Genomic DNA, 12,901 nt, shown 5'->3' with positions numbered 1-12,901 from the left:
CCATGTCCAGCACGGAGACAAACCCCATGACGACGACCGATCATTTCATCGGTGCCGAAACCGGCTACGGGCGGCGCCCTTCCTTCTCCCTGTTTTTCCGGCTGTACGCGGCGGCGAAATGGACGCTGCTGTGGCTACCGCGCTTCTGGAAGGCGCGTAGCCAGCTCGCATTTCTGGCTGCCATGAGCGAGTGCGAGCGCCGCGATATCGGCCTCACCGGCTGCGATGTCGAGAACGCCCTCGCCTTGCCCGTCGACCGCGACCCGACGGAGGTGCTGGCGCGGGTGGTGGAAGACCGCCGACTTCGCCGCGAACACTGATTGGAGGCCGAGCGCCTCGCAGTTGAACTATCCGCTCAACCGCCCGGCACATATCCACTTCCTCATCCGCGCCGACAATTTCGAGACGCTGACGACTCGAGCGCGGCGATCCGCGCCTCGATGAAGACGCGCTGTTAGGCGTCAAGCCGGAACTGGTCGGCGATTTCAAACGTGTCGCCGACAGCGAGGGCTGGTCGCTCGATTTCGGCTCGGTCATACTGATGGTGTGCAAAAGGGAGCGGAGCGGCATGGCAAGGACGTTCACCTATTCCGGCAGTCCGGCGCGTATCGTCTTCGGCAACGGCGCCTCCTCGCAGGTCGGGACATGGATCGAGAAACTAGGCTGCAAGCGTGCGCTGGTGCTGTCGACGCCGCATCGGGCTGCCGATGGCGAGGCGCTTGCCAAGTCGCTCGGCGCGCTGGCGGCGGGCACCTTTTCGGACGCTGCCATGCACACGCCGATCGAGGTAACCGAGGCGGCAATGGCCAAGGCAACGGAGATCAACGCCGACTGCGTTGTCGCGCTTGGCGGCGGTTCGACAACCGGGCTCGGCAAGGCGATCGCCTGCCGCACCGACCTGCCGCAGATCGTCATCCCGACCACCTATGCCGGCTCAGAGGTGACACCGATCCTCGGCCAGACCGAGAATGGCGAAAAGACCACAATGCGTGACGCAAAGATCTTGCCGGAAGTGGTGATCTACGATCCGGAGCTGACGGTCGGCCTGCCGGTGGCGATGAGCGTCACCTCCGGCCTCAACGCCATGGCCCATGCGGCGGAGGCGCTCTACGCGCAGGACCGTAATCCGATCTCGACGCTGATGGCGACCGAAGGATTGCGCGCGCTGAAGACGGCGCTGCCGGTCTTGATCAAGGAGCCTAGAAATCTCGATGCACGCGGCGATGCGCTCTACGGCGCCTGGCTGTGCGGCACGGTGCTTGGCATCGTCGGCATGGCGCTGCATCACAAGATCTGCCATACGCTGGGCGGCTCTTTCGACATGCCGCATGCCGAGACCCATGCGGTGATGCTCCCGCACACGATCGGCTTCAACGCCGGCGCTGTGCCCGACTTGCTGAAGCCGGTCGCCGACATTTTTGGCAGCAGCGCCGGCGGCGGTCTCCACGATTTCGCCAAGGCGGTCGGCGCGCCGCTGACATTGAAAGAACTCGGCCTCAAGCAGACAGATCTCGACCGCGCCGCCGAGATCGCTAATAAGAACCGATACTGGAATCCGCGGCCTTTCGACCGCGCCGCAATCCGCGCCCTGTTGCAGGACGCGTGGGAGGGGAGGCGTCCGCAAAGCTGACGGCAACACGCAAGGAACTTACCAGCCGCGAATTCATCAGGAATACCGCCGCGACCGGCTTGCTTGCCGGCGGCCTCGCGGTGCCGGCGATCCCCTGCCCTTTCGCATTTCGCCGACAAGCAGACAAGCATGAGCGGCCCCGCCAGATCGGCGCGGGCCGCTCACGCTTTTGTGCGCGCGAAAAAGTGCGCCGCTGAAAAAGCACATTGACATCGGACGTATTTTTGACGCAAACGTTATATTGTTACCGTTATACAATTACATGGCACGGACAGCTCTCCGGCGACGTGCCTTCCCGGATTGCAAGAGGAGACCAAGGATGCGCCCCATTCCCTTTCTCGCTGCGCTGCTGGTTGCGGTGCCGCTTTTGACCGGCACGGCCGCCCGCGCTGAAGACAAGCTGACCATCGTGGCGGCCGAGAATTTCTATGGCGACCTCGCCCGGCAGATCGGCGGCAGCAATGTCACGGTCACCAGCATCTTGGCCAGTCCCGATGACGATCCGCATCTGTTCGAGACCAGCCCGTCGACGGCGCGCATCATCGCCGACGCCAAGATCATCATCTACAACGGCGCCGACTACGATCCGTGGATGGACAAGCTGCTGTCAGCCTCGACCAGCAAAGACCGCACGACCATCGTTGCCGCCGACCTGATCGGCAAGAAGTCGGGCGACAATCCGCATCTGTGGTACGACCCGGCGACGCTGCCGGCCATCGCCAAGGCGCTGAGCGCCGATCTTGCCAAGCGCGATCCGACCAATGCCGTGCATTACGAGGCGAACCTGAAGGCCTTCCAGACCTCGCTCGAGGCTATTGACAAGGAAATCGCCGACGTCAAGAAGACCTACGCTGGCACCGAGGTGACCGCCACCGAGCCTGTCTTCGGCTACATGGCGGAGGCGCTCGGCCTCAAGATGCTGAACTATGATTTCCAGGTGGCCTTGATGAACGATGCGGAGCCGAGCGCCACCCAGGTGGCGGCATTCGAGAACAGCCTGAAGGACGGCTCGGCCAAGATCCTGTTCTACAATTCGCAGGTGACCGACGAGGCCACGACAAGGTTGCTCGACATTGCAAAACAGAACAAGGTCACCGTCATCGGCGTCACCGAGACCGAACCGGCGGGCCAGACGATCCAGACCTGGTTCGGCGGCCAGATCGATGCGGTCCAGAAGGCGCTCGCAGCCCGTACACAATGAACTGTCAATGAACGTGACTGCCAATAAACGTGACTGAATGAACGCAATTGAATTCGACAAGGTCACGCTGACCTATGGGGGACGCCGGGTTTTATCCGACGTCTCCTTTTCGATTCCGCAAGGGGCTTTTATCGGCCTGCTCGGCGCCAATGGTGCCGGCAAGACAACGATGCTGCGCGCCATACTCGGCCTGATAAAGCCGGCCGGCGGTACGATCTCCGTGCTCGGCAAACCGCCGACGCGCGGCAATGCCGCCATCGGCTATATGCCGCAGGCGCGGCGCGCGCTTGGCGATGTCGGCATCAGCGGCCTCGACTTCGTGCTGAGTGCTGTCGGCGGGCATCGCTGGGGCTGGCCGGTCCCGTCCAGCGCCGAGAAGGAAGCCGCCTGGAAGGCGCTGGAAGCAATCGGCGCCACCGATCTCGCGCGGCGGCCGCTGGGCGAACTTTCCGGCGGCGAGCGCCAGCGCATCCTGATCGCGCAATCGCTGATCGGCGATCCGCAACTGCTTCTGCTCGACGAACCGCTGATCAGCCTCGACGCGGCGCATCAGCGCGCGATCATCGAGCTGGTGCACGAGATCGGCGAGCGGCTGGGCATAGCGGTGCTGTTCTGCTCGCACGAGATCAACCCGCTGCTGCGCGCCGTCGACCGCGTGCTCTATCTCGGCAATGGCAAGGCCGCGATCGGCTCCGTCGACGAGGTCATCAGCGGCCCGGTCCTGTCGAAACTTTATGGCACGCACATCAATGTGGTGCGCGTCGCCGGCCGCATCTTCGTCATGGCCGACGATGTCGAACTGGAGAGCGGGGCGCATGTCCACGATCTTTGACTATGAATTCATGCGCAACGCCTTCTATGCCTGCACCATTGTCGGCATAGTTTCGGGCGCAGTCGGCTATTTCCTCGTGCTCAGGGGCCAGACCTTCGCCGGCCATGCGCTCTCCCATGTCGGCTTTCCCGGCGCCACCGGTGCCGGCCTGATCGGGCTGTCGCCGTTTCTGGGTCTCACCGTGTTCACGATCGCTGCCGGCATCGGTATCGGACTGCTCGGCGAACGCGCGCATCGCGACGTCGCCATCGGCATCGTTTTGACGCTGTCGCTGGGTCTCGGCTTGCTGTTTCTGCACTTCTACACCGCCTTCGCCTCGCAGGCGACCAACGTGCTGTTCGGCAATGTGCTGGGCATCAGCCTGCGCACCGTCATCGTGCTGGCGGTGCTGGCGGTGGCAATCCTCGCCGCTTTGGTGCTGATCGCCCGGCCGCTGCTGTTCGCCAGCCTGCAGCCGGAACTCGCCGAAGCGCGCGGCGTGCCGATCACCCTGGTCTCGACCCTGTTCATGGTGCTGGTCGCCGTCGCCACCTCCGAGGCGGTGCAGATCGTCGGCGTGCTGCTGGTCTTCGCGCTGATGGTGGCGCCCGCCGCCACCGCGCTCAGGCTGACCAGCGGCGTCGCCGCCGGCGTGCTGGCCTCGATCGCGCTTGCCGTCGTCATCGCGTGGATCAGCCTGTCGCTCGCCTTCCTGACCGACTGGCCGACCAGCTTCTGGATCACGGCGCTGGGCGCTGCCGCCTATGTCATCAGCGGCATGGCGCGGCGCTCGACGGCCGCACCGGAGGCGCGATTGGCCGACGGCAATCCCTGATTGCAATGCCGGCATGACGGGCCGCCCTGAACAACTCGCGGGTTCAAAACGGACGCAAGGGAATTACACCCAAAAAAAGTCAGGTTGAAAACCAGCCTCCTGAAACGTTTCAGCCCGGAAAGGCAAATCGATTCAAGCGCCTAGATCGCGACGGAAGTGACGCCGGCGTCGCCGCTCCCGAGCCGGGGGAAAGCCCGGAAAACCGCCACTTACAACGATTTTTGTCGTGACAGATGGCCTGCGGGCAGTTGCCCGGAAAGCCAGCCGGGAGGCACAAAATCGACCTCCCGGCATCCCTCTGGGCGGGCGTTGACAGACCGCGGGGGTGCATGCGTATACCAAGCCATGGGTCACGCCATGGCCGTGGCGGTTGAGACGGGGCTGGGGGGTTTCGTTACAACAGCATTGACGGCCCGGCGCCGGACGGGCGGCATGCACTCTCGGAGTGCGCCGCTCGCTCTTGGCTAACCATCGGCAAGGTCGCCCGGCAGCGGCGCGGCGATCTTGATGGGCGACCTCATCGACAAGGCACCGCCGAACGCCATCGTCTCAGCTTTTCGATCCGCATCGGTTCGAAGCGAACGGGGTGACGCCCCCTTAACCGATATTCGCTTTGCTACGTCCTCCTCTTCCCGACGGGATGAGGGGGACGCTGGCGACCGCGCAAGGCAGCGGGAGCCACATCGATTCAGTTCGCGACTCCAGGCCGGCAATGATGTAGAAGATGAAGTTGAGCGGAGGCGTTGCGCCTCCAGATCGGCTTTGCGCCTTGTTCCACCCCATCGCGAATATCGAGGACGCGCAAACGCTGGCGCAGGCGATCGTCAATACGATTGCCGAGCCCTTCCTCGTGCTCGACGAAAAGTTTCATGTGCTGGCAGCCAGCCGCTCGTTCTACAAGACCTTCAAGGTCGACCCAGAACAGACGCACGGCGCCTTGCTTTATGCGCTCGGCGACGGCCAATGGGATATTCCCGCCCTACGTCTGTTGCTGGAGACGATCATCCCCGAGAAGACCGCCATGGACGGTTTCGAGGTCGATTATGATTTCCCCAATATCGGCCAGCGCACAATGCTGCTCAACGCGCGAAAGGTCCTCTATGACCACAGTTCGGCCGTCACCATCCTGCTCGCCTTCAACGACATAACGGCGCGCCGCGTCATCGAGCGTGAGAAGGAAGAGCTTCTTGGCCGCACCGAAGAATTGCTGCGACAGAAGGACGTGCTGCTGCGCGAGATGGAGCACCGGGTTGCCAACAGCCTGCAGATCATCGCCAGCATCCTGTTGCTGAAGGCGCGATCCGTCACCTCCGAGGAAACCCGCCAGCACCTCAAGGACGCCCATCAGCGCGTGCTGTCGGTGGCCGAAGTACAGCGCCATCTCCACACCTCGGCCGGCATCGACGAGATCGACGTCGGCTCCTATCTGCCGAAACTGTGCAGCAGCCTGGCCTCGTCGATGGTCGGCGATGCCCAGCCGATTGCCGTCAAGGTCACCGCTCAAGGCGGCAGGATGGACTCGCAAAAGGCAGTCAGCCTCGGGCTGATCGTCACCGAACTGGTGCTCAACGCTATCAAATATGCCTTCCCCCGGGAGAAGGCTGCAGCCCTGATCCACGTGTCCTACGAGACCAATGACAGCGACTGGAAGCTGACAGTCTCGGACAACGGCATCGGCAAACTCGCCAGCGACGTGCCGAGTGCTGGCCTGGGAACAGCCATCGTCGACGCGCTGGTCAAGCAGTTGGAAGCCCGGGTGGATGTCATCAGCGACTCTAACGGCACCACCGTGTCGGTGACCAGGGCGACGTTTACATCGCGGATACCGCGCGCGGCTTAGCGTTGGCGACCAAACCTACCCGCGCGATCTGGGTTTTGGCTTGTCCGACGTATCCGACGGATTTGCTGACAGCCTGGCGGAACGCTGATCGTTAAGCTGATCATCAAGCCGCACCGCCTTCTTTTTTGCTTCGGCGGCAACAGCAGCGCCAGTCGGCTTCGGCTTTGCTGCAATCGCATAGTCGGCTCTATTCGTTCGGTAATCCGTTTGAATGGCCATTTGTTTTTGATACTCCTTGATGGACATAAACGCGTTCGAGCGCCAAGACGTTCCAATCCTGCGATGGCCTCCACCGACGAGCGGTGCCCCCGTCGACCTGTCGGGCCGCGCGCCTAGCGATACGCCTGCCGCCCCGACATCGTCTCGATCCTGATCTGGTAGAACAGATGGCTGCCCGAACCGGCCTGGCCGGGTTTCAACGCTCCCGGCTCCCACCAATTGGCGTGCTTCTGCAGCAGCGACCAGGCAAATTCCCGGTCATGATTGGACGCAGGGATCTGCTGATCCCTGGCCGGAATCGTGGCATCGAGCGCGGGCGGTTTGGGCAGATCCTCGAACAGGCCGTCGACGACAACGCTCTTCCAGCCATGAACGGTGCCGACATCGTCGACCTGCAGGCAGACATTCGGGTTCTCTCGCATCCATTCGACCTTCTTGCCCGGCAGCGAGAAGCTGAAGATGAAATTGTCGCCGAAGGCAAAGTGGATCGGCACCACGTAAGGCCTGTTGTCGTGGACGCAGGCCAGCCGGCCGAGCCTGGCCGACTTCAGCATGGCGGTGCATTCCTGCTGCGTCATCTCCCTGATGTCCATTGTTCTTCCCGTCGATACTCGTTGAAGCGTTTGCGTTGAAAATCAGGCGCGAGATCGATGCGCCGAATGGCGCGGACCGCCTCCGACTCGGCAACGCCGATCAGCGCATCGATGGCCTGGATCGTCTCGATCTGGCCGCGCGCGGCCACCGTCTTGCGCAAGGCATGGAGGTCGTCGCGGATTTCGCAGAGTGTGGCTCGAACCGTGAGGGGCATGGGGCCGCCTTCCTGCGACACAACAGTCGGGGATGGCGATCGGTTCCACCGCGACCGGAATGACTCGCTAATGTTTTGTCAGAGCATATAATGCCGGTGTCGCCGGCCATGTCACGGGCACCGGTGCTTGAGAGTGTACATCGTACTCCCGCCCGGCGGGAGCCATACGATGGAAGACGACACCACACCCTTCATATCCGCGCACGACTTCGACATTGTCAGAAGTGCATTCAGGCTTTCGGTCGCCGAAGGGCTGATTGGCGAGCGGCATTGGATCCAGCATGCCAGGGATCTGCTGCGCGAACTCACCGGCCATGAAGACGCCGATGAAGCCATAATCAACAGGATTATCGGCAGATCGGCGCCGCAATGTATTCCGCAGAGGACGCGCGACAAACAGGCGCGATGAAGCGCGCCTATCTGTGATATTGGCGTCGATCAGGAAGCCCTGACGACGGTCGATCAAGCAAGCTTGACGACGAAGTGCTTGGTCACCGGCTCGAGGATCTGCCAGGTGCCCTTGAAATCGGCTTCGACCACAACGCATCGCCCGGACCGACCTCGACCGGCGTGCCGCCATCCGGCGTGATGATGATGCGGCCGGCGATCATGTGCACGAACTCGTAGTCGGTATAGGTGGCGTGGTAGGTGCCGGGCGAGGCCCGCCAGGTGCCCGACATTACCTTGCCGTCGGCGGTGGTGTGCTGGACGGCGGTCTGCATGGTCGGCCTGCCCTCAACCGCGATCCAGCCCGGCAGGTCTTCGCCATCGGCATGCTCGACAGCGCCGAATTTGAGGATGGTGGTGTTGGTCATGGTCGGGCTCCGTTTGCGCCTGCATTGGCTGGCGGTGAAATAGCCGATGCGCATGACAGGGGCAACGCGGGGGGCCGACCCACGATGTCGGAGATCGGCGAAGGTGGCGGGGATAGCGTCCTTCTCCCCGTTCACGGGGAGAGGATGGCGGCAGCCAGATGAGGGGCGGCGCGAACGCTCGTCATTCTGCCAATTCCGCACCAGATAAATAGGGCGCAGGCCATACTGGAACAGCGGCGGCGCGGCCCCTCATCCGCCTGCCGGCACCTTCTCCCCGTGAACGGGGAGAAGGAAGAATCTCGACTTATGTTGCACTGCGTTAGATTTGTTGCATTGCGATATCGGCCTGCAGGGTCGAGTCTTAGCATCGGGCGGGCTGTCAACGGCTACGGCCCCACGCGTCCATCCCGGCGCGAAGGGACGCTGCAGCACGTGTGATCCCCGGCGAGATGTTACCGGCATCTCGGCCAGGCGGACTTTGCTCCGGGATCATGCGACAGGACGAGGTTTCACCGTGCCAGCATCGTTCCGGCCCGATATCGAAGGATTGCGCGCACTGGCGGTTGCCGGTGTCATCGCCTTCCATTTCGGCCTTACCGGCCTGCCCGGCGGCTTTGCCGGCGTCGACATCTTCTTCGTCATCTCGGGCTATCTGATCACCCGCCATCTGCTCGCCGAAATCGTCGTGACCGGACGGCTGGACCTGTGGCGCTTCTACGCCAGGCGCGCCAGGCGGCTGTTGCCGGCGTCGCTGTTCGTCATCCTTGCCACGCTGGTGGCCGGCGCCTTCATCCTGGCGCCGGAGGAACAGTCGCTCTATTCCAAGGGCGCCATGTACGCCTCGGCCTACATGATCAATCTTTGGCTGATCCGCTGGTCGTTCGACTATTTCGCGGCGGATGCGACCAGCAACCCGTTCATCCATTTCTGGTCGCTGTCGGTGGAGGAACAATTCTATCTCGCCTGGCCGGCGCTGCTTGTGCTGGCGGCATGGCTGCGCCCCGGCAAGCGCGGCGCGATCCTGGTGATCGGCATTGCCGGCCTCATCTCGTTCGCCGTCTGTGCATGGCTCACCACCATGGCGCAGCCCTGGGCCTTCTATTTCTCGCCGCTACGCGCCTGGGAATTCGCCGCCGGCGGGCTGGCGACCATGGTGCCGCAAAAATTCTGGCAGGACCGCCCGCTTCTCGCCGCGCCGCTGGCATGGCTCGGCCTGGCGCTCATCGCCGGCGCCTATCTCTCCTTTACCGAGGACGCCCCCTTCCCCGGCTTCATGGCGCTGATGCCGGTGGCCGGCACCGTGCTGTTGCTGCTGGCGGGAGCGGGCAAGGGCGTGAACAATGAGGTCAGGAATGGCCCCAGTGCCGTCCTGGCGCTGCCGCCCCTGCAGTGGGTCGGCAAGCTCTCCTACTCGCTCTATCTCTGGCATTGGCCGGTGATCGTCTATGCCGCGACGCTGGTGCCAGAGCTTTCGCCGCTGCAGCGGCTCGGCTGCATGGCGCTGACGCTGGCGCTGTCGCTGTTTACCTACCATGTCATCGAAAACCCGATCCGCCGCAACGCCTGGCTGATGGCCAATGCGGCGCGGGCGCTGGTGCCGGCTGTCCTCCTCACCGGCACCGGCGTCGCAGCCGCCTACGCCAATGCCAGGCTGGTCGTCCACGATCTCGATCCGCAGCAGCGCAGCATCGCCGCCAGCGCTGCGCGCCCCTCCACTGCCCGCGAGGCCGGCTGCGTTCTCAGCTATGAGACGGTGACGCCAAAAGCCTGCGTGTTCGGAACCAGAAACGCCGGGCACACGATTGCACTGTTTGGCGACTCGCATGCCGACCACTGGTCGACGCCGCTGATCGAGGCGGCTGAGAAGAACAACACCAAGGTCGTCACCTGGCTCAAATCCTCCTGCCGGGCCTCTCGGATGACGGTCTGGGTGAGCAAGCTGAAACGCGACTACACCGAATGCGATCAGTGGCGCGAGCGATCGATCAGGCAGATCATCGCCGCGCGGCCGAGCCTGGTGGTGATTTCGGAGATCGCGCAGTCGAGTTTGCGCAAGATGTCGGTCGGCATGCAGATGCCCGAAAGCCGGGATGCCGATGCGCGCGCCGGCCTGCGCGCGACGCTCACCGCATTCAGCCGGGCCGGACTGAAGGTCGCCTTCATCCGCGACGTGCCGTTCAACGACGACCATGTCGACACCTGCGTGGCGCGTGCGCTGTGGCGCGGGCAAACGCCGTCGCTGTGCGACCAGAAACGGACCGAGGCCGCCAACGACGCCGGCGCGGCGATGGAGCGCGACATTGTGCGCGCCGTGCCCGGCGCCAGCTACATCGACCTGACCAACCAGTTCTGCGACCAGAACACCTGCCACGCCTTCATCAACGGCAAACTCGCCTACCGCGACCGCCACCACCTGGCGACGCCGTTTGCGGAATCGCTGGAGCCGGTGGTGGAGAAGGCGCTGTTTTGATGCATGTCGCCCAAAAGTGTACAGCGGTTTTGGGACAACGACATGCATGGAAACAAAGACTTAAAGCGCGTCGACTGAAACCGTTCAGTGCGGCGGGCTTTAAGGAGTGAGATGAGAACAGCGGGGGCGCTGGCGGCCTGACCTTTCTCCTCGAGGGAGAGGTCACATTGCTCGGATCTGTCCCCTCCCGGATCGGGGCAAATGCGAGGTGAGAGATGCTCTCCAGGCGGAGCACCTCTCACCCGGCTCCAGCCCCTGTCGGCGGCCACTGCCACGCCGAGGGAGCCTATGCGCCGGTTTCCTTCGTCACCTTCACCTCAACGGTCATCCCCAGGAAACTCGAGGCACTGCCGGAGTAGCTTCCAGCAAGCGGTATGGCTTGCCTGGGATGCCTGGCCACGGCCACCCTGATCAGATCCCGGTTGCCGACAATGCCATTGGTGGGATCGAACTCGACCCAACCGGCGCCAGGCAGGTAGACTTGGCACCAGGCATGCGTCGAGCCTCCGCCGCGCACATCCGCACTGTCGCGGCTCGGCACATAGACGTAGCCGGTCACAAAGCGGGCAGCGAAGCCCAGCGAGCGAACTGCCTCCATCATGAAAAGCGCAAAGTCCCGGCATGTGCCTTTGCGCAGGTGCAAGGTCATCAGCGGCGGCTGCGTCCCGGTTTCGACCCGCCGGGAATAGACGAAGCTCTCGTGGATGGCGTAGCAGAGCGTCATCAGCAATTTGCCGGTCTCGGTGTGTCCCGTGGCACTGACGAACTGTCGCGCCCATTTGCCGACCTCGTCGCCATCGTCGAGATGATGGCGCTCCATGGTCTGAGCGAGGTCGGCCGCCTCGTCGGGATCGTAGGAGAACGGATAATTCAGCGCGGTCTCATCGATGCGGAAATCCGGCGCATTCTGCGGCGTATGATCGAGCCGGATGTCTGTGGCGAAACGGAGTTCCTTGGCCGAACCCTCGAAATCGATCACCGCAACGCAATTGCCAAAAACGTCATGGATCCAGCCGACCGCCTTCGGCTCGGGGTCAATGGACAAAGCATGGTCCAGCAGCCGCTGATCGAAACTGTCGCGCGGCCTGAACATCAGCCGGTGCTCGCCAAAGCTCACAGGCTGGCGATAGCGATAGACGGTCGTGTGCTTGACTGAAAAAATCGGCATCGGCGTCCGTCGGAAAATTCACCTGCGGCGCGATCATATAGTGTTTTCGATGTGCATCCGATGGGGCATGTTTGGGGGCATGCGCGGAGTGTTTTCGCGCAGGCGACCCTCGCGCGATCGGATGGCGCAGGCGCCGTTCCTAAGGCGCGAACGTCAGCCTCTGACAGCCTGTTAATGTGCAACTTGGGAAGCCGCCGACATCAGTTCCTCGGGGTTCGGTGTCTTGAACGTAATATCGGGGCCATCCTCCAGACCTTCAGTGAAGCTCCAGCGTACAATGCCCCCTCGGTCGATTAGGAACTGACCGACAAGCAGCTCCTTAGCGGAAGCCATCATTTGCTGATCGGCTTCCGTAATCTCATACCCCTCCTTCTTGTTGAGAAACTCATCCATTGCCATGGGGTCCATAGGCTTGGGCAACTCGCCTGGGAGATGGATCCGGAGCCCCATGACCTTGTCCATTCCGACCTCGCGCAATCCGAAAGCACGGTGTGAGGCCCGCTCCGGGTCGGATGCGGCGAGAAGGTCGGGTGCCGGATGGTAACGGAAATAGAGCCGCGCCCGCTCGACCGGCGTATTGACCACCGCCAGGCATTCGACGCCTCTCTCACGCAGGGCCGGCTCGAGTTGCGCCATTGCCGCGACATTGCGCCGACAGAAGGCACAGTGCAGGCCTCGAAACAAACCGATCAACAACGGGCTTCGGCCTCGAAAATCGTCCAGCGCGATTTTGCCTTCGCGGGAGATCGCATCGAGCACAATATTCGGCGCCCGGTCGCCCGGCTGCAGTGGGCGGTCGACACTACTCGTGGACATGGACAACCTCCTCGCCCCGGATAAGCACACCAGCGTTTCGGAGTTGAGCCCGTGCCGGGGCGCCAAGACAAAAATAGCTTTCGACCTCTGCCATTTTGCCGAGGTCGAGATTGCGTGCACTGCAAGCGCATTATAACACGAAAAAGCATCTGCGGGTCGCCCGTTTCGCAAGCCGTCTCGAGTGCTGCGGTAAATGGCGGGTCGTCTCATCCGCGCCATGGGACAACACAACGGCCCATCATCCCCTCAAACCCATCTGCCAAATTCGCCGCCGCCCCCACCAGCATC

General features: G+C 63.0%; 13 protein-coding genes and 1 pseudogene. 8 read left to right on the top strand and 6 right to left on the bottom strand.

Translation table 11 applies throughout. The features are described from left to right. Positions 1-26 precede the first annotated feature (26 nt). From AC04SG_RS18325 to AC04SG_RS18300, 6 genes are all read left to right on the top strand, one after another. A complete protein-coding gene (locus AC04SG_RS18325; protein ID WP_488552179.1) occupies positions 27-320 on the top strand; it encodes a hypothetical protein in 294 nt (97 codons plus the stop codon). 248 nt (positions 321-568) lie between these two features. Next, a complete protein-coding gene (locus tag AC04SG_RS18320; protein ID WP_488552178.1) occupies positions 569-1,630 on the top strand; it encodes a maleylacetate reductase in 1,062 nt (353 codons plus the stop codon). A gap of 319 nt (positions 1,631-1,949) precedes the next feature. Continuing rightward, a complete protein-coding gene (locus AC04SG_RS18315) occupies positions 1,950-2,831 on the top strand; it encodes a metal ABC transporter solute-binding protein, Zn/Mn family (RefSeq protein WP_488552177.1) in 882 nt (293 codons plus the stop codon). A gap of 37 nt (positions 2,832-2,868) precedes the next feature. Next, the gene (locus AC04SG_RS18310) at positions 2,869-3,663 is read left to right on the top strand and encodes a metal ABC transporter ATP-binding protein (protein WP_488552176.1); all 795 of its coding nucleotides are present in this window, start codon (positions 2,869-2,871) and stop codon (positions 3,661-3,663) included. Beyond that, a complete protein-coding gene (locus AC04SG_RS18305) occupies positions 3,647-4,477 on the top strand; it encodes a metal ABC transporter permease (RefSeq protein ID WP_352560725.1) in 831 nt (276 codons plus the stop codon). The genes AC04SG_RS18310 and AC04SG_RS18305 overlap by 17 nt, the downstream gene beginning before the upstream one ends. 769 nt (positions 4,478-5,246) lie before the next feature. After that, a complete protein-coding gene (locus tag AC04SG_RS18300; protein WP_488552259.1) occupies positions 5,247-6,317 on the top strand; it encodes a sensor histidine kinase in 1,071 nt (356 codons plus the stop codon). 15 nt (positions 6,318-6,332) lie between these two features. Here the strand turns inward: AC04SG_RS18300 and AC04SG_RS18295 are convergent, their stop codons facing one another. The 3 genes from AC04SG_RS18295 to AC04SG_RS18285 form a co-directional block, all read right to left on the bottom strand. Beyond that, positions 6,333-6,563, bottom strand: coding sequence for a hypothetical protein (locus AC04SG_RS18295; protein WP_488552175.1), 231 nt, complete (start codon positions 6,561-6,563; stop codon positions 6,333-6,335). A gap of 86 nt (positions 6,564-6,649) precedes the next feature. Beyond that, positions 6,650-7,129 (bottom strand): pyridoxamine 5'-phosphate oxidase family protein, encoded by a 480-nt coding sequence (locus tag AC04SG_RS18290; RefSeq protein ID WP_488552174.1) that lies wholly within the window; start codon positions 7,127-7,129, stop codon positions 6,650-6,652. Continuing rightward, positions 7,111-7,344, bottom strand: a complete 234-nt coding sequence (locus AC04SG_RS18285; protein ID WP_488552173.1) for a hypothetical protein — start codon at positions 7,342-7,344, stop codon at positions 7,111-7,113. Before AC04SG_RS18285 ends, AC04SG_RS18290 begins: the two co-directional genes overlap by 19 nt. Positions 7,345-7,513: 169 nt before the next feature. Between AC04SG_RS18285 and AC04SG_RS18280 the strand changes: the two genes are divergently transcribed. After that, positions 7,514-7,753, top strand: a complete 240-nt coding sequence (locus AC04SG_RS18280; RefSeq protein ID WP_488552172.1) for a hypothetical protein — start codon at positions 7,514-7,516, stop codon at positions 7,751-7,753. Between the two features lie 53 nt (positions 7,754-7,806). Here AC04SG_RS18280 and AC04SG_RS18275 read toward each other — a convergent pair. Then, a pseudogene (locus AC04SG_RS18275) lies at positions 7,807-8,159 on the bottom strand (cupin domain-containing protein). A 514-nt stretch (positions 8,160-8,673) separates the two neighbouring features. Between AC04SG_RS18275 and AC04SG_RS18270 the strand changes: the two are divergent. Beyond that, complete coding sequence (locus AC04SG_RS18270; protein ID WP_488552171.1) at positions 8,674-10,629, top strand: acyltransferase family protein; 1,956 nt, start codon at positions 8,674-8,676, stop codon at positions 10,627-10,629. Positions 10,630-10,915: 286 nt separating this feature from the next. Here the strand turns inward: AC04SG_RS18270 and AC04SG_RS18265 are convergent, their stop codons facing one another. Together AC04SG_RS18265 and AC04SG_RS18260 are read right to left on the bottom strand one after the other, a co-directional pair. Continuing rightward, positions 10,916-11,797: a transglutaminase family protein gene (locus AC04SG_RS18265; RefSeq protein ID WP_488552170.1), complete on the bottom strand. Its 882-nt coding sequence runs from the start codon at positions 11,795-11,797 to the stop codon at positions 10,916-10,918. Between the two features lie 171 nt (positions 11,798-11,968). After that, entirely contained in the window at positions 11,969-12,613 is a 645-nt protein-coding gene (locus AC04SG_RS18260) for a peroxiredoxin-like family protein (RefSeq protein ID WP_488552169.1), read from the bottom strand. Between the last annotated feature and the right edge of the window lie 288 nt (positions 12,614-12,901).

It is taken from the genome of Mesorhizobium sp. CNPSo 4684, from assembly GCF_057784315.1.
Note: the sequence above shows the minus strand (reverse complement) of the source record. Positions and strands in the feature narration are given on the sequence as shown.

Excerpts from the sequence above, each read along its gene's own strand:
- AC04SG_RS18325 (WP_488552179.1), top strand. The coding sequence starts at position 27 with ATGACGACGACCGATCATTTCATCGGTGCCGAAACCGGCTACGGGCGG.
- AC04SG_RS18320 (WP_488552178.1), top strand. The coding sequence starts at position 569 with ATGGCAAGGACGTTCACCTATTCCGGCAGTCCGGCGCGTATCGTCTTC.
- AC04SG_RS18315 (WP_488552177.1), top strand. The coding sequence starts at position 1,950 with ATGCGCCCCATTCCCTTTCTCGCTGCGCTGCTGGTTGCGGTGCCGCTT.
- AC04SG_RS18310 (WP_488552176.1), top strand. The coding sequence starts at position 2,869 with ATGAACGCAATTGAATTCGACAAGGTCACGCTGACCTATGGGGGACGC.
- AC04SG_RS18305 (WP_352560725.1), top strand. The coding sequence starts at position 3,647 with ATGTCCACGATCTTTGACTATGAATTCATGCGCAACGCCTTCTATGCC.
- AC04SG_RS18295 (WP_488552175.1), bottom strand. The coding sequence starts at position 6,563 with ATGTCCATCAAGGAGTATCAAAAACAAATGGCCATTCAAACGGATTAC.
- AC04SG_RS18290 (WP_488552174.1), bottom strand. The coding sequence starts at position 7,129 with ATGGACATCAGGGAGATGACGCAGCAGGAATGCACCGCCATGCTGAAG.
- AC04SG_RS18285 (WP_488552173.1), bottom strand. The coding sequence starts at position 7,344 with ATGCCCCTCACGGTTCGAGCCACACTCTGCGAAATCCGCGACGACCTC.
- AC04SG_RS18280 (WP_488552172.1), top strand. The coding sequence starts at position 7,514 with ATGGAAGACGACACCACACCCTTCATATCCGCGCACGACTTCGACATT.
- AC04SG_RS18265 (WP_488552170.1), bottom strand. The coding sequence starts at position 11,797 with ATGCCGATTTTTTCAGTCAAGCACACGACCGTCTATCGCTATCGCCAG.
- AC04SG_RS18260 (WP_488552169.1), bottom strand. The coding sequence starts at position 12,613 with ATGTCCACGAGTAGTGTCGACCGCCCACTGCAGCCGGGCGACCGGGCG.